The sequence below is a fragment of the Sphaerochaeta sp. genome (assembly GCF_050256055.1).
Classification (GTDB): Bacteria; Spirochaetota; Spirochaetia; order Sphaerochaetales; family Sphaerochaetaceae; genus Sphaerochaeta.
The window spans coordinates 1-25710 of the sequence record NZ_JBFWIJ010000027.1 but is presented as its reverse complement, the minus strand read 5'-3'; the positions used below and the strand labels follow the sequence as shown (position 1 = coordinate 25710).

Below are 25710 nucleotides of genomic sequence, written 5' to 3'. Positions count from 1 at the left end.
CCAGGAAGAACAGGACATTGGGGGGGTCTTTGCTCAGGACTCAGCAGCCTCCGAGTCCAAGGATTCCGCTTGATATCCCTTAACTCTTGTTTTCAGGAATTGGGCGAGCGCCTTATCCACACAGTAGACATAACAGCCTTGCAGGCCCCTACTCATCAAGGTTCGGTAGGTATTTCGGATGAGGGTATCCACTGCATCGATTGCCTGTCGGTCACCCTTTTTCGCCTTTCCCACCAAGCCATGCAGAGACTTGTCCGTCTTTGCGCGTCTGTGGTAGTCGGTGACCACCTTTCCCGCTTCAAAGCGAAGATCGGCTCCGATGATCACCCCGACGTAGCTGAACTCCAAGCCTTGGGTGGTATGGATGCATCCTACCTGTTCAATCGAATGTTTGGAAATGGCAAAGACCGGGTCGCTGCTCAGATTCCACCGCATGGCAAAATCACCAATGACGATATCCGCATCGGTGTTTGAAGCCTTCTTTGATTTCCATTCCCAGCAATAGCCGGCAACCAAACGGGCCTTGTTGTCAGGTTGGTTCTTTTCCTCTATGAGGCGCTTGAGTTCCAGAGGATCGTCAATCACCTGGAAGTCATAGGGAATCCCATCCAATGTCGGGTTGGCGGTTTCGCTTTGCATGCCGAGCACCCCGTCCAACCAAGAGAGGTATCCATCCGATCCGTTGCACCGGAATTGGGAGGCGAGTCGGCCCTCCTCTACCTCCGCTCCAAATTGCTTGGCCCAGAACAGAATCCTTTCACGTGTTCCATAATCCTGGGCGGTCACCCGCTGGTCCTCATCAAGGAAAAAGATGCTGCAATTCGCTGCATTGATGATTTCTTTGATCTGATCCTCACCCGCCACCTTCGGCCCCTGTTGGGAACGTCGGTTCAGTCGATGAGCCTCATCAACAATGAGGGTTCCAAAATCGTCGGCCCCGGCATTGATGAAGGAGGAGGAACTTTTGAAAAGACTGGAAATGTTCCTACGTTTGAACGAGCCGGCTTTCAACTTTGCCTCGAACACATTGCGCGGGGCACTGTTCTTGGTTACATAAGCGCACACCTGCCCTTCGGCTATCAAACGCACCAACGTATTGACGGCTACCACGGTCTTACCGGTACCAGGCCCTCCCTGCACGAGAAATACCCGCTTTCCCCCATCGTGAGCTGACTTTCTTGAAAACGCAAGCATCTGTTCATAGACAATCTTCTGTTCGTCGATCAATACGAATTCCTGGTTTCCCTTGAGCATGGATGCCAATGCATCCTGTAAACTCTTTGACGGGCGGATCTTCCCCCCTTCAATGTAGTACAGGGTTTGTTTCGCATCACCGGTGCGTATGTACCGTTTGATGAATGAGCTCAGTTTCTGGGCGTCACTGCGGCAGAACAGTGGAGACTCTTCAAGCAGGTCCTTGAAATACGGCATGAACAGGGGATCATCAGGGTCCTTGCGGTAATAATTGTGCAGGTATGCGCAGCTTTGCAAAGCGATGGGAATTTCCTCCACGTTGCTGTTGTAGTCCGTGATGAACGCTCGGTATGACCATGCCTGATAGGAGGGATGCACAACCTTGTGCTTTCCTCCCCCCAGATACGTCTCTACTTGCCTGATTTCGCTTTCGGGTTCGGCAAGCAACAATTGGTCGACTGAATCCAAGGGAAAGACTTCACTCCATTGTTTCAATTCAACTATAACTGCACTATGCCGACCGCTTCCATCCAAACCGGAGATGATGAAGTCAACCCGTTTGGAGGTATTGGGGATCGCAAACTCGATCGCCACCCCTGCATCGCCGGGGATTTCTGAATCAAGAAGGATGGAATGCATCTGCGTCAGGGAGTTGATCCAGGATTGTTTTTCACTGGTGCCGACCCGCTTATGCAACTTCAAGGCCATCAATTGCTCGATTTTTCGGTCGATGGCATTGGTACGGACATCCTGAAGAAACTGCTGCTTGTCCCCTGCATATACCAGCATCACACGCTCCCAAGGTTATTCTGCATCGGTAAATTCCGTATATTTTTTGGCATTCCCATACGCATGCTCGACGGCATATTTCCTGCCGTTTTTCTCCAGCTTCTCCTTGATGATCGTGGGAATGTCGACACCGATGGCATCGGCGAACAGTACGCTGTAGATGAGGATATCGGCCAGTTCCTCCTCCATTGCCTGTTTCTTTTCCACTACTTCAAGGTCGCGGCCCGACCACTGGAAACATTCAAGCAATTCCGAAGACTCAAGGCTCAAGGAAATCGCCAGATCCTTCGGAGCATGAAACTGCTTCCAGTTCCTGGCATCCCGAAATGCAAGGATATCGGCAACGGGCAGACTCCGCTCCGTGAAAACAGGGCCCTTTCCATACCGAAGATAGCGTTCAGAAACACCAATAGAGGTACAGAGGCGGGTAATGAACGTATCGGAGGGGTTCTCCAGTTCGTTTCGGTAATCTGCTTCACAAAGGCCTGCTTTCTCAGCCATTTCTCTTGAAGAACAATGAAGAAGTGTTTGTATTTCCTGTATACGGGTAACCAATGCGGTCATGCTGCATTCCTTTTTCCGTATCATACCACACCGAAGCATCCATCGATACCTTGTTTTGGAAGGATGAGGCAAGGTAGCATTTGCCATACCACCGTCGACTACCGTCATCATCAATACTAGGATTGGAACAATATACCAAAGCATCGACAGGAAGTTTGGGATATGTTCCCGCTCTGGATGAACCACGACCGGCTGAAACCCAAAAGCTGACGATGGGATAGTAATGTTGAAACAGCCTAAAGAATGTATGCCGATGGCAAGCTCTCAACCGATAAGTACGAAGCAATAGTACTTGATGCATTTCGGAAATCTTGGTCTTTGGGACTGATGAACCTGAGGATACCCAGGTCGACTGAACCAATATCCTTAGGTACGGATTGCTGCTGAACATGGGCACACAGGGAATCTCCTTTTATGCAAAACAATATCCCCCTCTTCCCCATCTTTTGGGAAAATATGCTATATTCTGGTCATCAACAACAGGAATGGCATATGATCAAAGTGTGTATGTTCGATATGGGAGGGGTACTGGTTCGCGACTTCCTGGTTGCCCCCAAATTGCTTCCTTACTTGGGTCGCAGGGAATCAGGGTTCTCCGGCATCTCCCCCCTGATCAAACAAGCACTGATATCACACAGCAAAGGGGAACTGACCGAGCAGGAATTCTGGTCCATCTACGAGCGGATCACCAACTCAGAAGTCCCGCATGACGAGACAAGTCTGCTTGCAAAATTCTTTGCACCGAAACTCGACCTCCCCACCTTGAAGATACTCTCCGAATTGAAAAACAGGGGAGCTCGCATCATCTGCGGAACCAACGTCCATGATGCGCATTATTCCATCCACCAAGCACTCCATCAGTATGATATATTCGACCAGGTGTACGCTTCACACTTGATGCATTGTGCAAAACCAGATGGGGCCTTTTTCCGGACCATTCTCCAGCAGGAACAGGTAAAACCAGATGAGATGTTCTTCACCGATGACATGCAGGAGAACGTGCTCAGTGCACAAACTGAAGGGTTGGCAGCCTATCTGTATACAGGAGCAGACCAGCTACGCAGCCAACTTTGTACGCTGGGCCTCCTGTCCTAGGTTACAACGCATCCAAACGTTGCTGGAGAGCCGTTGCAAACCTACCGATATGGATACCATCAACGAACGAGTGATGGACCTGTACCGAGAAAGGAAGCAGCACGCGTCCACCCCGGGCAACGTATTTCCCCCAGTCAAACAGAGGGGTGGCAACATCCTTGTTTCCTGAGATCGTATGGGAGATGTGTGTATAGGAAACCCAAGGCAAGGGTGAGAATTGGAATACATCAGTACCCAACGGCCCGGTGAAATATTCCTGCTGGGCCTTTGCCTGTTTCTCGGCTACCGACACGTAGGCTTCCAGCGTATCCTGCATCGGAACCGATACCACTTTGAATAGTTCGGATTGTTCGTCCAAATACGTAAAGGCGGTGTTGACCCGCTGGTACAGCACTACCTTCCCGTCAACAAATCGATACCGGAATTCCTCAATCTCATTGGCACAGGATGACACCAGATAGATGAGGCTGAAGGTGAAGGAATACCCGAGTTGCCGTATCCGGGCAAGAAAATGGGTGACATCCAGCTCGAACGTCACACAATAGCAAGGCTCCAGATACGTTCGGAATACCTGACAATGAAGAGCACGTTTCCAATTGGCCATATCAATTACGGTATAGGGAGCATCCATAGGGATCATACCTCCATACTCAGACGATATGGCAGAACAGCCCTACTTGCAAGAAGGCTTAGAAAGAAACCAGAGGCAATTCAGGCACACATGACTCGATAAAATATCGGAAGGCCTTCTCGCCTGCCCCTTTGAAGATCAAATCATTGATCGGTTCGCTGACAAATTGGATCTGAATATCCACCTCCCGGGCAAGATTCGATAATCTTCTGCACGTCTGCCGGATGGTATTTCCCATAAGCGGATACAATTTCCAGTTGTTTCCACCAAGAATAATCTGCTCGGGATTGAGAATATCGAACAGCTCGGCAAGTACCTCCCCAATTTTCTGAGCCGTATAGTCAATGCGTTGGACAACCTCAGGTTCCTGATTCGCCCTCATCAACAGATGGTCGCAATAGGCAAGACTTCCCGATCGTCTGAGGATATCAATCTCCCCGAGATCACGGGCGATCGAAGTAAGCGGGACCACCGTTCGCATACAACCGACGTTCCCACATTTGGAACAGGTGCGGTCGACACCGGTCAATTTCAGATGCCCAAGCTCGCCGGCAAACCCATGCGAACCCCGATACAGCTGTCCGTCAATGATCAAGCCTAATCCGATGCCTTGGGTGAAGAATACAAACAATTGATCACGCTTGCCCGGCTTGAGAGGATCGAGTTGGCTGAACGCAGCCAAGTTGGCATCATTCTCAATCAAGATGGGAAGATCAGGAAACACCGTATGCAAATGCATTGCAAGATTGACCCGTTCCAACAGAGGATTCGATGCCTGCAGCAAAATCTGCGACTGCTCATTATAGACAGCCGACACCCCTACGGAAACGCAATACAACTTTCCTGTACAATCCGCCACCAACGCAAGATAGCATTGCCTGATACAATCCATCAGGGTTTCCAACGTAAGCTCTTCCGGCACCACAGCCTTTCTCGACTTGACAATGGAATTGGAAAGATCCACCAAGGCCATGGCAATGTAATCGGTATGATGCATATCCAACACCAAGGAATACGCAAACTCCGAAGCGAATGAAACAGCCATTGCCTTCCTTCCGCCGGTGAAAATTGATTCATCAACGTAACGAACCAATCCGAGATCAACCAATTGATTGCAAATACTCGAAACGGAAGCGAACGTGAGTTCCACCTCTTGTGCCAATTGCCGCTTGGTCATCGGGCTTTTGGCACGGAGCGAGGCATACACCTTCAATAGATTAGCCAATCGAACATCGGTAGTGGTAACAACCGTCATCAAACACCTACCCTCATACCGCAAAGCATATCAAACGTATCATGCCTACTCAAGTTCGCAACCCAAGCAGCCGGGCACCGGTATCATGGAAAATGGCTTTCAGATCGTCTTCCCGAACATTCAGGAAGCGAAGGATTCGGTGTTGTTCCTCCAGATACGGCAAAGAAAACCCACGCGGCAACCAAGACGAGTCAGTGGCGAAGATGATGCGTGAAGGCCCCACCGTTTCCAGGAATTTGCGAATTACATCCTCCAATGTCAGTTGGTACGGCATCCAGCGTATCCACTGGTTGCTTCCAGAAGTATCTACATAGACATTCGGCCGTGTCCAGCATAATTGCAGAAGATCCCCCATATGGGTACACCCGAAATGAGGAACCACAAAATTCACATCAGGAAAATCCAGGGCAATCTTCGATAACCGTAATGGACTGATATTCGTAGCCGTTGCAATACCGCCAGCTGCACCCAACAATCCGAAATGAAGCAATACCGGAACATGATAGGCCTGGCAAACCTCCCACAGTGGATAATAACGTTCGTCATCGATCGGGGTCTCGATCTCCGGCGTCAACAACTTATACCCGCTGAGTCCAAGATCGCGAAACGCATGTTCGAGTTGCATCGCTGCATCCTTGGCATCGGGATTGTGATGGGCGAACCCGATGAACCGATCACCTCCCATTGCCAGGATGGAGGCCAATCGTTCATTGCCTCCTCCGGATACCCAAACCACCCGTTCAATGCCCTTGGCATCGAGGTCCTTCAGGTACAAGGCAACCATTTCTTCGTCGGTTCTTGCTTCCTCTGGTTTGGGAAAATTGAATGCTTGACGCCAAATTTCCCCATAGTCTCGACTGGAAGCAGTATCGAAGGAAACCTTCTTACGATCAGGGTAATCGGGAAACCATTCACCTTGTACCGGGAAATGACAATGGAAATCCAATATCGGAAGATCTTGTATCATAGCCAACCATCCTTATTCTTTTACACCGGTCAAGGCTATTCCCTGCACAATCTGACGTTGGAACAGCAGGAACACCACAAAAACCGGTATTGTCGCAACAGAGGCTCCTGTCATGACCATTTCCCACTGTGTCTGGAATTCACCATTGAAGAAGGAAAGGCCGATGGGCAGAGTATACCGCTCTATCTTATTCACCACGATCAAAGGCCAGAGGAATGCATTCCAGTTACCGATGAACGTAAAAATTGCCAAAGCCGAAAGTGCCGGGCGAACCAGAGGCAAGGCGATTTGACTGAAGATCTTGAACTCCGGAAGACCGTCAATCCGCCCGGCATCCAACAAATCATTGGGCACTCCCTCAAAAAACGATTTCATCAGAAAAGTTCCAAATCCACTCATCAGACCGGGAAAGAGAATTCCCCAATAGGTGTCCAGCCAGTTGAGACTGTTGGACATGATGAACCAAGGGATGACCAGCATCTCTGTGGGAATCATCATCGTCGAGAGGATCAACAAGAAGATAAGACGCTTACCCTTGAACTCATATTTGCAGAGGGTAAACCCTACCAATGAATCAAAAAACAGTACCGAAAGCGTTACCAGCATTCCTACATACAGAGAATTGAAAAACCAATAGGGGAAATTCCCAGAGGTCAACAACCGTACATAGTTCTTGAATGAGGGATTTTTGGGAATCAGGGAAAGGCTGTATACTTCAGCACCACTTTTCAAGGAAGTGGCAAGCATCCAGACGAAGGGGAAAAGCATCGCCAGCCCGAACAGGAGCAGCAATGCGTGGCGGAGGATCACCGATGCTCGTATCTTCTTATTTCTCATCTTTAGCCACCACCATTTGCACCAGCGTCACCAAGAGGATCAGCAGGAAGAGTACCACGGTCATCGCTGCAGCATAACCCATCTTGAAACTCTTGAACGCACTGTCATAAATATACAATACCAAGGGTTTTGTGGAATTCAACGGCCCCCCTTCCCCTTGGTAGGTCATGTTCATCACCTGGGTAAAAATCCTGAGGTATCGGATGGTACCGGTGATGCAAAGAAACACAATCGTCGGCTTCATCTGGGGTATAGTGATGCGAAAGAGAATCTGTGACTCATTCGCTCCATCGATTCGCGCCGCTTCAAAAAGGTTGAGGGAAATTGCCTTGATACCTGCTAAGAATATGATCATCTGAAAGCCCAGATCAGCCCAAACCGTTGTGCCAAGAATGGAAGGCAAAGCCTGGCTTTTGCTGGACAGGAACGGCTGTGTCGGTAATCCAATTGCCGAAAACAGATTATTGAAGATGCCGATGGGCACCGGTTGGTACAACCACCTCCATACCCAGGCAACCGCTACCATACTGGTGATGTACGGGATGAAATACATTGCCTTGTACAGACCATCGCCGAATACCACACGATCAATCTGATAGGCAAGGATGAATCCGATGAGCAAGCTGATCGGAAGACCGAATACCACATATTTGAAGGTATTGCCCAAGGTGATCCAGAAAACCGGATCAACAAACAAATTCCGATAATTCTCCAAACCAACGATATTCATCTTGGTAGAGACGATATTCCAATCGGTCAAGGAAAGGAAAAACGCAAAGAGCGTTGGATAGAACCGAATACTGACGTAAAAAATGAGGGGGACAATGAGAAATATATAGGCCCATCTCCGTTTCGTACGTTCCACTGAATGTTTTACCATGGTCGCCATCATGTACCTCTCTGCAGTAAGGATTGAGAACAAGCCGGGCTTCAATCATACACCGACTGAAGCCCGAGGGAAGTACACAATCAACGGGTCTTGGAATAATATGCGTCCAGCACCGCCTGTTCCTTCTGCGCTGCTTGATCTACAGCCTTCTGAACGGACATGCCATTCAGGACGACCTCATCATAGGCATTGATCCACACCATTCTCTGCTCGTTTTCATCAATGAATTTGGTAGCCTGTGCATAGTCCAATCCTCTGATGAAAGGACCATAGGTAGGATCGTTCTTGAATTCATCCTTGAGTGCCAGGGACTTCTTGGCGGGAAGCTCGCCGATTGCCGGCAGCCACATCGCCATGACCTCATCGCTGGTCAAGAATTCCAGGAACTTGATGGATGCATCGAGTTGTTTTCCTTTTGTCGTACTGGTGATGCCATTCGCCCAGAAGGATGCAAAATTGGATTTCACCCCGTTCATTTCCGGCAGTTCTGAAACGCCGTAATGCAGGGTATCCTTAAGCTTGTTGAAGTTGCCGAGTCTGAAGGATCCATCAATGGTCATACCCATCTTGCCTGCGCTGAATGCAGTCACATCATCGGTCATATACTGGGGGACGCCTACTTTCTGTACCGTCTCAAGATCAGTGAACCACTTGAGGGCATCATATCCGGCTTGGCTGTTGTAGGTAACCTTTGTTGAATCGGCATTATACGGAGTGCCGCCGAATTGACGAATCAGGACCTCACGAAGCACATGATGCATCTGTCCACGGAGTTCCAATGTCATACCGGTCTGCAAATAATTGCCGTTCTTGTCCTGCTTGGCGATCTTCTTTGCGTATGCAACCATCTGGTCCATCGTCGTCGGGGGTACTTCAGGATCAAGACCAGCTGCCTTGAACAAGTCCTTGTTCCAGAAAAGGGCCAACGAGCGAACTGCGGTCGGAAGCGCATAGTATTTTCCATCGAATTTAGCGGCTTCCACCAAGGGGAAGAATTCATTTTCTATGCGGGAATTGGGGAATACGCTCTCCGGCAACGGCTGCAGGTATCCACTGTCGATGTAGAGCGGCAACCAACCATAAAACAGATTGATTACGTTCGGCCCCTGACCGGAAGGTACGGAAGAAGCTACCTTTGTGTTGTAGTTTTCATACGGGAATGTCTGCTGGGTGACTTTGATATCAGGGTTCCGTTCCTCGAAAATCTTGATCAACTTGTCCATCAGATCTTTCTTCGTCTCATAGAAATACTGCCAATACACAATCTCGGTCACTTCCGACTGGGAAGCACCCGTCGGTGCTTCCTGCTTTCCTGCTGCAAATGCGAAGGGGAGAACCATCGCCAACAACAGCACCACCAATAAACCTTTTTTCATCTTTTCCTCCTTTTGGATCGATGCGGGACCATGTCCCTATTTCTCTATTCGATACGGTGCACAGGCTTGAGAGAATTCCTGCGCCAACCTTTCAAACCGTTCATCCGAACTGTCTGGAAATACAAGTTGCATATTCGGCTCGGTTCCACTTGACCGCATGTACAACAGCTGCCCGTCCCCGATGGTGTACGCCAGCATATCGTGATCCTCAGGAAACACGACTCGTTCCGTATCCGAGCAAGGAAACAATCGCTCTATCATTGCCTTGCTCTGTTGGTGCAACAGCGAACCTTCAAACCAATACCGACGATCAACCGATCGTACCACAATTTTGCGTATGCCTCTGCGGACAAATAAGTTCAATGGGTTTGCCTGGTACGCCAATATTGCCAATAATCCGGTGAGAAGGCCGTTGCCACTATACAACACCCGGTTTCCCAACCGGATGGGAAATACCACATGTCCGCTGTCCTCCGCGCCTAAAACCAAGGTGTGCTCCAGATCACGCGTGAGGTACCGATCGCCGACACCTCGAATATGTACCACTGCATCTGGATATCGCTTTTCCAGCTGGACCTTTGTATTCGGATCACTCTCGATGGTAAGCGCGAGATCTCGGATGTGGGGAAAGCGTTGTTTCAGCAGCGTGAGCAATTCATCTCCGTGCAATACACGGATGCTCTGATCACCAGGTTCCAGAACCAGCAAGACACAACGATCTCCGTCTCCGTCAACTGCTATGCCGTATTGCATGCGATGTTCCGCTGAACACCGTTCAACCATACTCTGGGCAAGAAGGGAAGGAAATGGGCCGGTACATCTGATTTGGTGTATCCCTTCCAGCACGGCGGCGCCGCATCCGGCGTTGATCGTATTCTGCCCCATCGTGGTATGCAGCACGAATGGATGCAGGCCCATACGGGTGCACAGCTCATCATACCAAGCCGATACCGCCCCGTTGGCACAATCGATGGTGACCGCACAGTTGCGCAATAGTACCAGATCCTGTTCAGAACATTGGTCCACAACCAAATTGGTCAACATACTGCGGGCCTGAGTATCCACCGAGGGGATGAACGCAGTTTGACAACTGAAACCTTCCTGTACAGACCAGGCGAACCTGATGATCCGCTCAGTAAGTGCGTACTCACCAAGTACTCCTTGGGGATACAGCTTGCATCCATCAACGAAACACTTAAGCCCGTTGTTTGAAGAAGGGTTATGACTGGCGGTAATCATGAGCACCGGTTGCTGCCTGCTCATGCTATAGATGGCGGCTCCCGGCGTTGGTAGTACTCCAAGATAGTTTGCAGACCATCCTGCATCATCAATTGCAGCAATCGTTGCCCGTAGCAGTGGATGACTGGAACCTATTTCCCTCCCATCCTCGGCGACTGCACACTGTGTTGATTCTACCGAAGTCTGTTCTTCAAGAAGATCAAGAAACGCCCTGACCACAAGATAATAGAATACAGGAGTGATCAAGCCATTCTCTTGATAGGCGAGCAGGCTGCCTGTGGGAGAGAGTGGTTGTATAGACACTTTCCCCCGCATGCCATCGGTACCCGGAAACTTAAGTTTGGATACCCGCTGAATTGCCTCCAATCGCACTGATGGACTCTCATCATTACACGTTGCAAGCAGCTTGATCGCCTTCTCGATACCAATTCCATACGCTGTCCGATCTGAAACAAGAATCTGGAGGAATCGTTGGAATAACGGCTGAGCCACTCCCTTGCGCACAGCACGCTGCTCGAATTGTTCCAACGAGATTTCCTGCATGACTGATTCATCAACGAACAGCATCATCCTCTCCCTTAATCCAACAACGCCTTGGCTCTTGCCAGATTATCCTCAACAAACGCTCTTCTCGAAGGTGCGACGACATGTTCACCGGGATTCCACTCACTGAACCAATACCCAATACGTCCATCCGAATTATGGCTGAGCATAAGGTGTTCCCATGCCTGTTCTATAGTCTGGTTGCTTTTGTGTTTCTGATCATAGGCAATCAAGGTATCTCGAACCTCAACTGTTGCGTCCCAGATGGTTTTTGCGGCCCCTTCGGTAAACGTTTCAATCTTGGTATTACCCAAGTAATCAGGAAGTGTGATAACAAGATTCTCGTCACAGGTTGTGAGTGCCTCACTGATGAAGGCTGGCTGTATGCAGTCCAATTTGGAGAGTTTTTCCAAAAATTCATCCATGACTTCATACGTCTTCGTGAATCCGCTGTTGAACATATCAATGAAAATGGTTTCCGCATCCCGCTTGAACAGGAGCAAGCCACCCGGATGTTGCTGAGCAAACAATCGCACTCCCTCAATGACGGTATCCACCGGTACCTGCCCCTTCATCATCAGCTTGAAGAATCGGGCTGGGGTCTGCGGTAACTGATAGACGGCGGGAACTGCAGTAAGGAACCGTCCATTTGCCAGTTTTACCGTATATGGGATATATGGATCACGTACCAAACCAGCTTCTTTCAAACCTTTCTCGATCTGGGAAGCAAGGGCGATGAACCATTTGATCCCTTCTTCTTCCAATACCTCACCCATTTCCTCACTATAGGCAAATTCGGGGGGAAGGAAGCCCTCAGTAGCAGCATCAAGCACCTGCCGATCAATTTCCATACCTTTACGCATTTGCCGAGAGAATTCTTCCTTCTTCAACAGTTGCGGAATCGGATGCGTATAGGTATAGGTGCCCAGTTCAAGATTCACATCCTTCATGGCATGGATGGTATCCAATACTTCCGGAGCATTCTGCTTCAGCAATTCCGTGGTAAACCCGGAGAGAAAGCAATTTGCCTTGAGGTTGTATTTCTTGAACAGTGCCAAAAGGGGTTTATATCCTTGTTCAATGATCTGTGCTTCATCACCCACTTCTATTTCACAACGTTGCACATTGAAATTAAATGCAAATCCCAGCTGTACCATACCGAACTCCTTGTTTATTTTATAACTTATTATAACTCGTTTAATATATATGTCAAACAGTTTTTTCCGCCCTTTCCAAACTCATTGTATGAGAATTGTAATCGGGGATCAGGCATACACCAAGGTGATGTATTGGGAAATGCAAGCATCCCATTGAATAGTGAGAATGATTTTAGAGTCAGTGAAGACCGCTCTGTTGTCCAGTATGTGGTATCTTTCCAATACTCACTGTACGATAGTTCCCTGCTTCTTCCTACATTTCAGAGAATTGCTCATAGATTTCATTGGAGGAAAGCACATCATACAAACCAATACGCTTTCGCTGTATTGCATCATAAAGAGCAGTTGCTTCCTGCCTTGGAGCAAATACCCTTGGGTGCTTTGCTGCAACAATCTCATATGCCTTAGCATGATTTGCATACAACCCGACTGCTACCACAGCGCTCATCCAAGCGCCCAGTGAAGAAGCCTCCGCAGAATCAGCAATCCAAACATCATGTTTGTACACATCCGCTTGTATTTGATTAAATACATCCCTGCGGGTCATCCCGCCTGCAATTGAAATCCTGGTACAAGAACCCATCACCTCTTTGATCAACTCAAAATTCAATGCCATATCCAAGGAAATTCCTTCTAGTACCGCTCTTGCCATATCTGCTCGAGTAGTCGCTAGCGTTACATTGAAAAATACACCTTTTGCCTTGGGATTCCAAAATGGGGCGGCTACCCCTTTGAAATGAGGTAATACAACCACGCCATGAGATCCCACCGGAGCCTGAGCCAGCTCCTCGAACAAACGGTCGAACGCCTCCTCGCGGGGAATATCTTTGAAAAACTGTTCAACAAACCATTGGACCAAAATACCGCTGGTGATCAATCCCGCTTCAACAAAATACGATCCCGGGATTGTCCCCGCACTGCAGAGACTACGCATTCCCTCGTCAAATCGAGGTTCTTTGGCATACCCCAAGGTGAAGGAACCGGTACCGGTGTTTGCAACAACAACACCCGGGTCAACCATCCCCAGCGACATAGCGGCACAACCTTGGTCTCCCCCTGCCAGAACAACGGGAATTCCAGTCGGCAATCCTACACGAACAGCAAAAGAATCCATCAGATACCCGCAAATGGACGAGGGTTCCACAATCCTGGGCAATTGAGTTTGATCGATTCCAACCACCGAAAGCAATTGCGGGTCCCAGCAACGGGAGGATAGATCCATCATCAAGGTTCTGGATGCTTGCGATGTATCGGTCACCAGTTCCCCGGTAAGTCTATATGCAACATAGTCCTGCACACCGAGAAATACAGAAGCTGCATGAAACACTGCCGGTTCATGGTTTTTGAGCCACATGATCTTTGGGGCGGAAAAATACGAATCGACTCGCAACCCCGTTTTTGTATATACCAGACGGGGAGAAAGAATTCGTGCAAAATCTTCACTTTCCGCAATGCTCCGCTTGTCTTGCCACATTATGGCCCGATACAAAGGCTTTCCTTCCTTATCCAAAGGGATCACTGAGGCCCGTTGCGAAGCAATGGAAATGGCATGTACGTTACACGAATGATCGGCTATATAGGAAGATACTCCGCGCAAAGTATGCTCAAGCGCTTCGTCCCAGGAAAAAGGATCCTGTTCCACCTTATTACTGCCCAGAAACAACGGGCTGTAATGGAATTGGCTTGTGTGCAAACACACCCCCTCCTCTGTATACAACGAAGCTCTCAAACTTGATGTGCCTACATCGATGGTGATCACTGTCTGCGCGGGTAACCTATTCACGGTCTGAACATCCTCATATATTTTATGACAACTTGCTTCATTACATCCATTTCACCAAGCATTAGCTGAGAAAGATGTGCCTGCTTTACTGTATCGGAAAGACTCGTCTGCAATGCATCCAGAACAGCAACCGAGATTTCTGTATTTACATTGATCTTTCTGATCCCATGAGCAATGCATTGCTTGATAGTCTGCTCAGGAGTGCCGCTGCCTCCGTGCAAAACCAAAGGAACCGGAACGACTGTGTCGATTGCGCGCAATGTTTCGATACTGATCTTTGGCTCTCCCTTATACAGTCCATGCACTGTTCCGATCGAGACCGCCAATGCATCAATGCCGGTTTCTTCAGCAAAACGCTTCGCCAATTCAGGGTTTGTATAGATTTCCTCCCCCCCTCCTTCATGTGATTTATCCCCACCAGCAATTGAACCGAGTTCAGCCTCCACCGAAACACCGGCAGCATGGGCGACGGCAACCACTTGCGCGGTTCTTGCCAGGTTTTCTTCAAACGGCAAAGCGCTGCCATCATACATAACGGAAGTGAATCCAGCCTTTATTGCTCGGACAATGGCTGCAAAATCCTTACAATGATCCAAATGCAATACCACATCCTGACTTGTTCGAGTGGCGAGCTGGCGGAAAACTGAAGCAACCTCTTCTACCGACATGTTCTTCAAGTATGCTGCCCCAAAAGCGATGATCGCCGGAAATCCCAATTCCCGACTAGCCTCCACCGTGGCGCGAAACGTGAGATAATCATAGCCGTTGAATGAACCAACGGCATATCCACCTGCTTCTGCACCTGCTAGCACTTCTGCAAGATTTCGAATCATGCAGTCACCTCCCTAAGCCAAGCCTGGAAGTTCGGATCATCAAGAACCTGGGGGTTTTTGATGAAACGAGCTTTCTGACCGTTCATCAGGCGGGCAATGTCTTCCATCAACAAGCCGGGAGAATTGTTGAGGGCGTCAGCGGTGGTACCGGCTATATGCGTTGTCAGGGTCACATTGTCCAGCGACAAGAACGGGCTATCCTGATCAATCGGCTCATTGGTAAACACATCCAGCGCAGCTCCCGCAATTTGGTTGTTTTGCAGGACTTGTGCCAAAGCATCCTGGTCAACCAACCCGGCGCGAGCAGTATTGATGAAGTATGCGGTTTTCTTCATCACCGACAGTTCTTTTTTCCCAATATATTTTTTCGTATCCTCGGTCAAACGGGCATGTACGCTGATGAAATCACTCTCCTTGAACAGCTGTTCCTTATCCACAGGAGTAGCACCAAGTGCTTTGATATCTTCAGCCGGAACAAACGGGTCGTGCACCAAAATATTCACATTGAAACCTGATAGCTTTCTGGCAACCAAGCGGCCGATATACCCAAATCCAACCAAACCGATGGTCCGGTCCTTGAATTCAGGAACAAAATCAGAGTTGCTGAAGGTTTTCCGCCATTGTCCGCTCTTTATGGAATAGTGAGCTCGTGCAATATTGCGTGCTTCACAAAGCATCATCCCTACAGCGAAATCTGAAACCGCCTCAGCATTACGCCCTTCCACATTGAAGACCAATATCCCCCGCTTGGTGGCTTCTGCAATATTCACATTTTCCACTCCTGCACGAGAAACACCGACTACATGCAAATTCGGCATTGCATCCATGTATTTTGTCGATACGGGGACAAAGAGACCCATCAACATCTCAGCTTCGGCTCCACGCTGAGCGACCAAAGGATCAAGAGTTTCAATTTCAGGACCTTGCTTTTCAACTTCCAGTCTTCTTCTCTGCAGTTCCGACCAGTTGGATTCCCACTCCCCTTGTATCGTTTCCGAAACAAAAGGGCCCAAATGACGAGCAACCGCCTTTGCGAAACCTTCAACCCGAATCATTGCATCCCCAAGAACCAACGCTTTCACTTTTCTACCCATTCTACGAATCTCCTTACCATTTCGGTATTCGTTTATTCATTCCAAACTACAGAGAGAGCCCCATCGTTCCATACCAGCGGCTCCTTCCCGACAATTTCCATTGTTGGATCCTGAGCTACCTCAGACAATAATGCCTGTGAAACAAGCATCTCATGCATGCATAAGGTATTTTTGATCATCATTACGCGTGCTGAACTTGCTGTCATTACCCTTCCGCATGCAAAGAGCGCCGTATGCAGCGCATCCTTGTCCGTCTCTTGGATGATCGGCAGGAAGCCACGCTCCAAAAAACCGGTGGTGATGATGTTTACATAGGAAATGGAAAGATCAATCTTATCAAATAATCTTCGACTGATCACATCGGCAAATCCTACACCCAACCCGTTGTGGTGGCTTTCTTCAGTCAGATCCAAACATACCAAGCGTTTGATGCCATATGCATTGTCAGGGGAATTCCCCCGGTCCAGAAAATACCGTCCCGTCACATTTGGATCAATACCGGTACCACTGATATTCTTCCCCATTTCCTGTATCAACAAGACATCCAGATCCCGAAATGGCACTGCAGGAATCTTTTGTTTAGCCAATTGCAGCAATTCACATTCGACATGCTCAAAATCCTGGGGAAGGACAAACCGCAAAATGGATGTTTCATCCCGCATATTTTCCACGATTGCCAATCCACAGCGAATCTTCCCGGTCCCCAACACAAATCGTGCGATCGCCGGCATATGCACCGATAATCCCGTAACCCCACGACGATGAATGGTTTCAGCTCCATGACGCTTCCCCAATCCAACGGCAATCTGCTTCATGAGTCCGCTTTCGATCGAACCATGAAAATCAGTATGAGGCTTAATTCGGTTCAACATTACGATTCCATCCATCGACCAAGCATTTGCATCGATATGGACAGGAACCCCGGCATCTGTTGTCCCCAGAACTTTTACATCCATAGAGGAAAGAATCGGTACCCCTAGCGCATCTTCTGTTATGCCATAGGAAGCAAGCATTTCCGCTTGTCCTTCACCAGTCGCCCCAGCATGACTTCCCATTGCGGGAATGATGGATACAGATACCCCGGCTGACTGTAAATGGGTAATTACCTGTTTGACGATTTGTTGGATATTCCTGATTCCCCTACTTCCTACCGCCAAACCTATTCGTTCCCCGGGCTTGAACAAAGAAGCCACTTTGGTAAATTCCGCGCCTATAGCTGAATCAATGTCTTGTATTGCATCGTCGGTAGGAAATTGTCTTCTTACCCGATACATTTCACTCGGTATAATCTGTTCCATTTGTCCATTCCACTCCCATTATTTTGGTATCGCCCAAGTCGTAATGAACGGTACATAGGCAGAGAGCAACATGACCGCATACATAACCAATAAGAATTTTAGAATCGCTTTACTCAACTTTCCGAGAGACACACCGGAAATATTGGACGCCACAAACAGTGCGGTCCCGACAGGAGGGGTCAACAAACCCGTGGTGAGATTGATGACCATCATGACTCCAAATTGCACCAGATTGATACCCATGGCTGAAGCGACGGGGACCAATATGGGAGCGAGCAAAATGATGGCAGGACCGGAATCGATGAACATTCCGACAATAATCAACAGAAGGTTGATCAACAACAGCATGATGTACTTGTTGTCGGTAAGCGAGAGGAACAGACGGGTTATCATCTGGGGAATCTGCTCGGCAGTAAGAATCCAGCTGAACAAGGAAGAAGTTGCAATCAGGAAAGAAATTGAGGCGGTGATGATGACTGCTTCACCAAAGATTCGCATGATTTGAGGAACCTTGATATCCCTATGAATTACTACCCCGACTAGTAATGCATATACTGCTGCTACACAGCCTCCTTCAGTAGGAGTGAATACACCCATTCGAATTCCTACAATAATGATCACCGGCATGAACAATGCCCAGATTGAGCGCTTCAGACGCTTCAGAATTTCTCGCATTCCCACGCGTTGTTCGACCGGATAATTCCGTTTCCTGGCAATGAAGTAACTCATGACCATCAATCCAACACCAATCAAGACACCAGGGATGATTCCTCCCATAAAAAGGTCTCCGATTGAAACCTGTGAAGAAACACCATAGATGATCATGGCAATGCTGGGGGGAATGATCAGACCAATACTCCCCGAGCAAGCTACCAAAGCTGCAGAAAAATGGGCGTCGTACCCACGTTTTTTCATTTCCGGAATCATAATTGAGCCGATCGCAGCGGTATTGGCAACACCGGAACCGGAAATGCCCCCCATGATGACAGCAGTAACGGCAACCACATGAGCCAATGCACCTCGGATATTGCCGACGATTCCCAAGGAAAAATCGATAATCCGTTTCGTAATCCCACCCCTGTCCATCAACAGACCAGCCAACATGAAAAATGGGATAGCCATCAACGGAAAGGAATCAACCGCTGTAAACATGCGTTGTGCAACCACAGCGATGGGATACCCCCCGATGGTAAGCAAGGTAAATATTGAAGAAATTCCAAGTGCAAATGAGATCGGCACTCCAAAGAACACCAAAATAAGGAATATCACAAACATGATGAGTGCCATTATGCGTTCTCCTTCAACTGTGCAGTCTCTACGATTTTCTCAATAATGAAGATCATCATGACAGCCATACCGATGAACATAAGAATATAGATGTATATCATCGGGAGTTGCAGCGCTGCGCTCACTTGTCGCTTCGCCACACCCATGATCGCTTTCAAACCGATAAGAACCGTAATCGTAAGTCCTAACATCAAACTATAAGAAATAAGATTCACCATCTTGGCAACCTTGAATGGGAAAAGGTTTACCAGAGAATCCAACAATGCATGCTGATTACGCTTCACCCCAAGCGCCCCACCATAAAATGTCATCATTACGAATACATAACGACCAACTTCTTCCGACCAGGTAAGAGAGTTGCTGAATACGTATCGAGCTATGACTTGAATAAAAATGGTAAACACCATTGCAGCCATCAATACGGCACTAAACCAAAACACGATTTGGTACAATGCATCAGTAAATCTGCCAAAACGTGATCGTTCTTTTTCGGATTCCATACAAACCTCGCTTCTCGTGCAACATTGATGCCGACCCGGTACTATCGGGTCGGCATCCATCAGGACCATTATTTCGCTGCAACAATTCTCTTGTAGAGATCGGCATCAATCTTTGATGCAAACTCTTCATTTACTTTCTGTGCAACAGCAATAAAGGGGGCACGATCAGGATAGGTTACTTTCATGCCTTTTGCCTGCAAATCCTTGAACAAGCTATCGGTAAGATCGGCAACCAATTTATTCTGATATTCCGCAGATTCAGATGCTGCTTCATAGACAGCTTTCTGCTGTTCGGCGTTCAGTTTCTCATACGTCAGATTGCTCATGGAAATTGTTACATACTCATACTTGTGGGATGTCATGGCAATATATGACTGGACTTCTTCCAAACGAGCCGAATGGATGTACGGAATAGGATTCTCCTGACCATCAATGACCTTCTGCTGCAGAGCAGAGTAGACTTCACCCCAAGCCATGGGAGTCGGATTGGCGCCTGCGGCCTTCCAATAAGCCAGCATAGCGGGAATTTCAGGAAGCCGGAGCTTCAAACCTTTTACATCCGCAATCGTATTGATCGGATAGTTTGAGGTAAGCTGGCGAGGTCCACGTTCCCAATAGGTCAATCCACGAATATTCGAACTCTTCAACAAGCGGTCAAACAATTCCTGCCCGATCGGTCCATAGATTACATTGCGCAGATGTTGTTCATTTTCAATGAGATACGGCAGCTCAAGAATCTGCAGGGAGGGTTCAAAATTACCCAAGACACCAGCAATCAATGCGAAATCAACGGAACCGAGCTGAAGTCCTTCAGCCATGTCACGATCATTTCCGATGGTGGAGTTTGGATATACTTCCACTTTTACCGTGCCGTTCGTTTTCTCTGCTACTTTCTCAGCAAAGAATAAAGCTGCCTTGTGCCATACATCCTGATCTGATTGGATGTGTCCCAATTTCAATACCATCGGCTTTGATGCTGCAGCTTCTTGGCTTCCAGCGGCAAAAACAGGAGCAATCACCAGCAGAGCTACAAGAACAGCAAATGCAAATCGTAGTCTTTTCATTCCAGTCTCCTTTTTGTTAAAAAATCTACGTTTTATATTTTGCTATAGTAGATTTTTTACTATTTTAGCCAATGGTAGGACACCTTCATGAATCTGTCAACAAAAATATCCTGAAAAGAATATTAAGTAATGAATCCGGAAATTAAGCTGTCATCAAGTTTTTTTCTTGGCAACGGCAATACGCGATTTATTCAAGTTTTCAATTCCTTGCTCTCCGAGACGCAATAACATACTGGTTTGCAGAATATCGATGATTACCAGTTGGATGATCCGTGAAATGACTGCATCGGAGTGGAATCTCATCTCGTTCGTGGAACTGAGCAACAGGACATCGGCAAGTTTGGTCACACTGGAATTCGGATAGCTGGTCACTACAATGATCGGTACCTTGTTCTGCTTCGCAAGCTCGGTTGCATCCAAAATTTCCCGACTTTCCCCAGAATGCGTAAAGGCAAGAATGACTTCATCAGGATCTGCATGGGTACAGATGATACTCATCATATGCGGGTCATTACAGCATACCACCTTCAACCCCAATCTAGAGAATTTGTGGTAGGCATCGTTTGCAATGGAAGCTGAAGAGCCGACCCCCAAAGTGATGATCCTTTTGCTTTCCAGCAGCAATTGCAATGCTTGTTCCAACGCCGCATCATCCAGAATAGCCAGACTATCATGGATACTCTGCATGGTAGTATGCACAATCTTCTGTTTTACTTCCAAGAGTGAATCATGCTCGGAAATCTCTTCAAATATATAAGAGGACTGAGCCGTTGTCTTTGAAACTTCCTGAGCCAGGTTTACCTTGAAGACTTGGTACGAAGTATAATCAAGCTTTCTCAGGAAGCGGAGAATCGTCGGTTCGCTGGTTGAACATTTCTCGGCAAGGTTGGTAATGGAAAGCAGAATTACTTCAGAAGGATTATTGAGAATGAAATCAGCGATACATTTCTGAGGTTTTGAAAGAAGGTTGTATCGAGTCCGAATCTCGGTAAATATGCTTTTCATCTGTCGCTGTCCATCCCGTACACTTGCCATGAGAACAAGTATTCCTTGCTTGAAAGATTGATGTCAAGGCTTTTCTTCCCAATACCCTCGTTACGAGCTGTGTTCTGCATTTCTAGCCGGACGGAAAGAGCCACCTCCCTTTTCCAGGAGGTGGCCCAAGCATGTAATTGTCAAGTTTCAAATCAAACAAGAAGGCTCACATTCTCAGACAAGTCCATGCGCTACAGCCCATTGCTTCGCCTCATGGCGAATTTTTTCTTCATCAAGGGTGAGCACCACCCTATCTTTCATGACCAGTCTACCATCAATGATGGAATGCACCACATCACTACCACTGGCACTTTCCACCACCGTATTCACCATATTGTGGGTCGGCCACATATGGACCTGATCCATATTGAGGGCAATCAGATCAGCCGGAGCACCCTCGACCAACGTGCCGAGTCCCGTATGGTTCAACATACCTGCGGCATTGCTGGTGGCCATTTTGAGCAAGGTTGCAGCATCCATAACTGCATAGTCCGCACTCCCCACCCCTTTTACGGCATTCATCACCCCCCTGAACAACCTGATCTCCTTAAACAAATCCAACCCACCATGAGCGCTTCCATCAGTGCCGAAGCCAACAGCCACACCACGAGCAAGCAAGTTCGGTGTATCAGGGACTCCTTTTCCACAATTTGAAAAGGGACAATGTGCAACCATCACACCTCGGTGTTGTATGATTTCCTTTTCCCGTTCACTGAGAAAAATACAATGGGCTGCAACGAATGGACCGGCAAGCAATCCCTCATTTTCCAAATACTCAAAAGGACGCATCTGATAGCGTTCAACGAACTCAAACACTTCACTGGCATATTCATTCATATGCGTCTCGAATGGTATACCGTTTTCTTGGGCTGCGGTTATCATTTGCTTGATCATGTTCTCGCTGGCGGCAGTCAGCGCTGTCACCGAAGCATACCCTTTCACCCTGCCAGTCAGCTGTGTATGCAGGTCAAGCATTCGTCCAACCGCATCCATTGCTGTTACCCGAAGCGAAGCGGGAGCATTTGGGTTGTCATTGGCCATATAACTCAAGCGACCTCGTAATCCCGACTGTTCATACACCTGGGCAAACGAGAGTGCAAACCGGCCACCGACATCGACAAATCCCGTTGTACCCGCCTTCATCATTTCAAGAGCAGCCAAGGAGGCGCTCAATGATGATTCCTGCTCGGTCAAAGTACTTTCAAACGGGACATTGATTCGCTTCCAGATCACCGGACGCTCATCAAGCAATCTGCCTCGAAGAAGTTGTTGACTCGTATGCAAATGTCCATCGACCAATCCAGGCATCCAAAGCAAGGAGGATCCATCTAGTTCTTGTGTCGCAAGCAGGTTCGTCCCATCAACCAGGAAGGATAGCCTGCCCTCTTTGATGGCAATCGTGGCATGCTTGACCACCTGCATATCAGATTTGATATACGAAGTATCCTTGATAAGTATATCATAAGTTTGTGCGTTCATAGCTGTATTGGCTCCCTCATCTCAATAATGCGAGCAACTTCCACCCTGCAAGGAGTGTGGAGAAAAGTCCGACAGCAAGTTTCAATGGTTGCTGTTTTATTTTCTTTGCACTTTTTCCCCCTGCCCAGACCCCTGCAGCATGGGAAACCAGTGAGAGGATGAATAGTAGAGCATACCCATCCAAATCGGCTGAAAGACCATATCCAATCACCGAAGGTACGGCAATGAACACAGAATCCAACAAAGCCAAACCTACGGCAAACTTGGCATCCAAGCCCCAGAGAATGAGGATGGGCATCACCAACACCGGTCCCCCTGCTCCGGAAAAGGTACAGAGCGCACCAGTAGCGACACCGAAGAGAACCAGTACCATAGGTTTCTGTGTAAGATGCATACTCCCTTGCGCATGCTGCAAATTTCTGTCTTCCCGAATTAGGCGAACCAACAAGGAAATACCCGAAACCAGCACTACCGTGTACAAGATGATGATCACAACCGATGTGCTGAGTGAGGCGTGTATTATTACACCTCCGACTCCTCCTCCCAGACTTCCCAGCAACAAGGGCAAACTACCAGACAGGTGCAGCTGCCCTTTTCGATAATAGCTGTATGCCCCCAATGACCCGGAGACCAAGAACAAAGCAAAGCTGAAAGCCAACGCAGAGGTTTGGTCCATTTTCACTACACCGGTATAGAAAATGGGAAGGAGAAACCCGGCGATCCCGGACCAGCCGATCAACAACCCCACTGCGGCACTACAGAGTATGGCAAGCAACAACATCAGATGGCGTGGGTGAGGGACAACACCAATTGGGCGATCAACAATGAACCCACATAGGTACCGGTCATGACCACGACGGTGATGATCACCATCTTCCAACCTTGTTTGGCGAATACCTTCAACTGGTTGCTGATTGACATACCGGCGAAGGCTCCGACCATCGTGAGTGGTGCGGTGAAATTGATCTTTCCCACTGAGGAGATTACAAATTCACGAATGGGCGAGATCGGGCTGGCCACCAGTAATCCTACCAAAGAGCAGTAGGCGATCACCGGCAACTTGATGGCAATCAATTTATCAAGTACGACTGCCACCAATGAAATGACCAACAGGACGCCCATGCCGGGAAGTGATTCAAGAATCCCTACATGGAATCCAATGAAATTCGCCAAAACCAATCCGAATCCGACTACAAGAAACAATGTGATCCATTCACTGATTTTCATTTATTTATCCTCCTTCACTGCGGTTTCCCCTCTCAATCTTGCAAATCTCGGTTCCAAATGCCTGTAGAGGAAGTTGCAGAATGGAAGACCGATGAATAGAGCTACGTAAATACCGGTTACACCGGAAAGGGTCTCACTCGTTGCGGCCAACGCTGAGATTTCCTTGGCAAATTTTGGAAATATCTCTACCAAGGTCGCAGTGGCACTTGCCATCATGATGCCCGCACCAACACCGCTGGCCATTCCCAGTGAATATGGATGAAACAATCCGGTAGAGGCAATGAGAGAAACCATGAAACCAAAATAAATTGTTCCGAGCATTCCCCCGATAATATAGACAGAAAGAGTTCCACGGGCTTCTGCAGAGTCAGGGCCATAGACGTCCTGGATGAGGGCAAGATTGGTTTCCCGATTGATTGAATGCGTCGCTCCGATTGCCTCCCGCTTCAGGCCCAGCAGCAGAGCTATAGGAAGCCCTATGAGGATAGTCCCAAGGTTCCCGATCTCCTGGAGGAACAAAGCCGGACCAGCCTTGATGACCACTTCGATACTTGCACCGGCATTGATGCCGAGCTTCGCTATGAAAGGCAGAATAGCTACGATGACCAACTTGGAAGCGCGGTTCACCGTCTTATTGCTTTTCAGAACGTGCAGCACATCAGGTCCTATGAGCATACCCAGAAACAGGGAATAGAAAATAGGGAAAATGATGAACATCCCCTTGCCAACAGGAATCACCAGTTTCCCTATGGAATCAGCAATTACAATGAACAGAAATCCCAACAGATACAAGCTCCACTCATGTTTCAATCGATCGGCGATGGAAGCATATTCCGACGTACTTGGCTTCATTTCTCGCATTCCCTCCTACACAATGATGTTGCCCCAGCATACGGAACAATCAGTAGGAGGAAAAAGGACAAATGGGGTTTTTCTACAAGTTTCTTGCAGTATATACTTGTCTCCAAGAAGAGAGACCATGAAAACATTCGATGAGCTTAGTGTACAGTACCCGGCCATGTGTCCCTATGTTCAGAACATTCCGACTCGTCTGAAAACCTCATTCACTTTGCAGGTCTATGAACCAGGGGCCATCATCCACTACAAAGACACTCCCATCGAGCGTGTGGGAATCGTGGTGGAGGGCGAACATAACGTGATCAACCTCTTCGAGAACGGCAATGTTTTCCTAATCGAAAAAAACAAAGCCATCTCATTCATCGGGGAAGTGACCATCCTCTCCGATTATCCGCGTACCTCGGTGACCATCCAAGCAGCCAGCCGCTGTGTAGTCCTGTACTGGTCTGTTCCCAACTTCCTCTGGTGGATAGAATCCGACAACCATTTTCTCAGACTCGTATCGCGGGACGTTGCACGCAAACTCTACCGTACCAGCTATCGCAGCGGAGAACGCCTGTTCTACAGTTCGACCTATATAGTCGGACACTATATTTTATCCCGATTTCGCGAAACCCCAAAGGTGGGAGAGGATGTTCCCGTATCAACCACCCGGGACTACATGTGCCAGGAATTGGGTATGAACATCAAGACGTTGAATCGTGCCATAGCAAAAC

24 protein-coding genes are annotated in these 25710 nt (G+C 48.2%); 2 read left to right on the top strand and 22 right to left on the bottom strand.

Translation table 11 applies throughout. From position 1 onward, the window contains the following. Positions 1-33: 33 nt before the first annotated feature. Positions 34-1983 carry a DNA/RNA helicase domain-containing protein gene (locus AB7C91_RS10845; RefSeq protein ID WP_428591329.1) on the bottom strand — a complete coding sequence of 650 codons (1950 nt, stop codon included), beginning with the start codon at positions 1981-1983 and terminating at the stop codon, positions 34-36. 15 nt (positions 1984-1998) lie between these two features. Beyond that, entirely contained in the window at positions 1999-2484 is a 486-nt protein-coding gene (locus AB7C91_RS10840; RefSeq protein WP_428591326.1) for a nucleotide pyrophosphohydrolase, read from the bottom strand. 555 nt (positions 2485-3039) lie between these two features. Between AB7C91_RS10840 and AB7C91_RS10835 the strand changes: the two genes are divergently transcribed. Further along, complete coding sequence (locus AB7C91_RS10835; protein WP_428591323.1) at positions 3040-3642, top strand: HAD family hydrolase; 603 nt, start codon at positions 3040-3042, stop codon at positions 3640-3642. 1 nt (position 3643) lies between these two features. Here the strand turns inward: AB7C91_RS10835 and AB7C91_RS10830 are convergent, their stop codons facing one another. The 20 genes from AB7C91_RS10830 to AB7C91_RS10735 all read right to left on the bottom strand — a co-directional run bounded on the left by AB7C91_RS10830 (position 3644) and on the right by AB7C91_RS10735 (position 24988). After that, positions 3644-4273, bottom strand: coding sequence for a CatA-like O-acetyltransferase (locus AB7C91_RS10830; protein WP_428591320.1), 630 nt, complete (start codon positions 4271-4273; stop codon positions 3644-3646). A gap of 58 nt (positions 4274-4331) precedes the next feature. Beyond that, entirely contained in the window at positions 4332-5528 is a 1197-nt protein-coding gene (locus AB7C91_RS10825) for an ROK family protein (protein WP_428591317.1), read from the bottom strand. A gap of 49 nt (positions 5529-5577) precedes the next feature. Continuing rightward, positions 5578-6495: an amidohydrolase family protein gene (locus AB7C91_RS10820; RefSeq protein ID WP_332446404.1), complete on the bottom strand. Its 918-nt coding sequence runs from the start codon at positions 6493-6495 to the stop codon at positions 5578-5580. 12 nt (positions 6496-6507) lie between these two features. Continuing rightward, the gene (locus AB7C91_RS10815) at positions 6508-7332 is read right to left on the bottom strand and encodes a carbohydrate ABC transporter permease (RefSeq protein WP_332446403.1); all 825 of its coding nucleotides are present in this window, start codon (positions 7330-7332) and stop codon (positions 6508-6510) included. Beyond that, positions 7322-8212, bottom strand: a complete 891-nt coding sequence (locus AB7C91_RS10810; protein WP_332446402.1) for a sugar ABC transporter permease — start codon at positions 8210-8212, stop codon at positions 7322-7324. The genes AB7C91_RS10815 and AB7C91_RS10810 overlap by 11 nt, the downstream gene beginning before the upstream one ends. An 89-nt stretch (positions 8213-8301) precedes the next feature. Further along, a complete protein-coding gene (locus AB7C91_RS10805; RefSeq protein ID WP_428591312.1) occupies positions 8302-9597 on the bottom strand; it encodes an extracellular solute-binding protein in 1296 nt (431 codons plus the stop codon). A gap of 36 nt (positions 9598-9633) precedes the next feature. Further along, entirely contained in the window at positions 9634-11403 is a 1770-nt protein-coding gene (locus tag AB7C91_RS10800) for a hypothetical protein (protein ID WP_428591309.1), read from the bottom strand. A gap of 11 nt (positions 11404-11414) precedes the next feature. Further along, positions 11415-12536 (bottom strand): polysaccharide deacetylase family protein, encoded by a 1122-nt coding sequence (locus AB7C91_RS10795; protein ID WP_332446398.1) that lies wholly within the window; start codon positions 12534-12536, stop codon positions 11415-11417. A 253-nt stretch (positions 12537-12789) separates the two neighbouring features. Beyond that, positions 12790-14295 carry an FGGY-family carbohydrate kinase gene (locus AB7C91_RS10790; RefSeq protein WP_428591364.1) on the bottom strand — a complete coding sequence of 502 codons (1506 nt, stop codon included), beginning with the start codon at positions 14293-14295 and terminating at the stop codon, positions 12790-12792. 20 nt (positions 14296-14315) lie between these two features. Beyond that, on the bottom strand, positions 14316-15152 hold the full coding sequence (locus AB7C91_RS10785; RefSeq protein ID WP_428591306.1) for a class II fructose-bisphosphate aldolase: 837 nt from the start codon (positions 15150-15152) through the stop codon (positions 14316-14318). Then, on the bottom strand, positions 15149-16246 hold the full coding sequence (locus tag AB7C91_RS10780; protein WP_332446396.1) for a 2-hydroxyacid dehydrogenase: 1098 nt from the start codon (positions 16244-16246) through the stop codon (positions 15149-15151). Before AB7C91_RS10780 ends, AB7C91_RS10785 begins: the two co-directional genes overlap by 4 nt. A 32-nt stretch (positions 16247-16278) precedes the next feature. After that, a complete protein-coding gene (locus AB7C91_RS10775; protein ID WP_428591303.1) occupies positions 16279-17544 on the bottom strand; it encodes a lactate racemase domain-containing protein in 1266 nt (421 codons plus the stop codon). 18 nt (positions 17545-17562) lie between these two features. Beyond that, complete coding sequence (locus AB7C91_RS10770) at positions 17563-18831, bottom strand: TRAP transporter large permease (protein WP_332448287.1); 1269 nt, start codon at positions 18829-18831, stop codon at positions 17563-17565. Further along, a complete protein-coding gene (locus AB7C91_RS10765; protein WP_428591361.1) occupies positions 18831-19238 on the bottom strand; it encodes a TRAP transporter small permease in 408 nt (135 codons plus the stop codon). Before AB7C91_RS10765 ends, AB7C91_RS10770 begins: the two co-directional genes overlap by 1 nt. A gap of 161 nt (positions 19239-19399) precedes the next feature. Further along, the gene (locus tag AB7C91_RS10760) at positions 19400-20395 is read right to left on the bottom strand and encodes a TRAP transporter substrate-binding protein (protein ID WP_332448289.1); all 996 of its coding nucleotides are present in this window, start codon (positions 20393-20395) and stop codon (positions 19400-19402) included. A 153-nt stretch (positions 20396-20548) separates the two neighbouring features. Further along, on the bottom strand, positions 20549-21430 hold the full coding sequence (locus tag AB7C91_RS10755; protein ID WP_332448290.1) for a MurR/RpiR family transcriptional regulator: 882 nt from the start codon (positions 21428-21430) through the stop codon (positions 20549-20551). A gap of 174 nt (positions 21431-21604) precedes the next feature. Further along, entirely contained in the window at positions 21605-22909 is a 1305-nt protein-coding gene (locus tag AB7C91_RS10750) for an amidohydrolase family protein (RefSeq protein WP_428591299.1), read from the bottom strand. 16 nt (positions 22910-22925) lie between these two features. After that, positions 22926-23690, bottom strand: coding sequence for a sulfite exporter TauE/SafE family protein (locus AB7C91_RS10745; protein WP_332448292.1), 765 nt, complete (start codon positions 23688-23690; stop codon positions 22926-22928). Next, a complete protein-coding gene (locus AB7C91_RS10740) occupies positions 23690-24136 on the bottom strand; it encodes a hypothetical protein (protein WP_428591296.1) in 447 nt (148 codons plus the stop codon). Before AB7C91_RS10740 ends, AB7C91_RS10745 begins: the two co-directional genes overlap by 1 nt. Next, positions 24137-24988, bottom strand: coding sequence for a DUF3100 domain-containing protein (locus tag AB7C91_RS10735; protein ID WP_332448294.1), 852 nt, complete (start codon positions 24986-24988; stop codon positions 24137-24139). It lies immediately after the preceding gene. Positions 24989-25115: 127 nt separating this feature from the next. Here AB7C91_RS10735 and AB7C91_RS10730 point away from each other — a divergent pair. After that, positions 25116-25710 (top strand): Crp/Fnr family transcriptional regulator (locus AB7C91_RS10730; protein ID WP_428591293.1); only part of this gene is annotated, 595 nt, incomplete at its 3' end.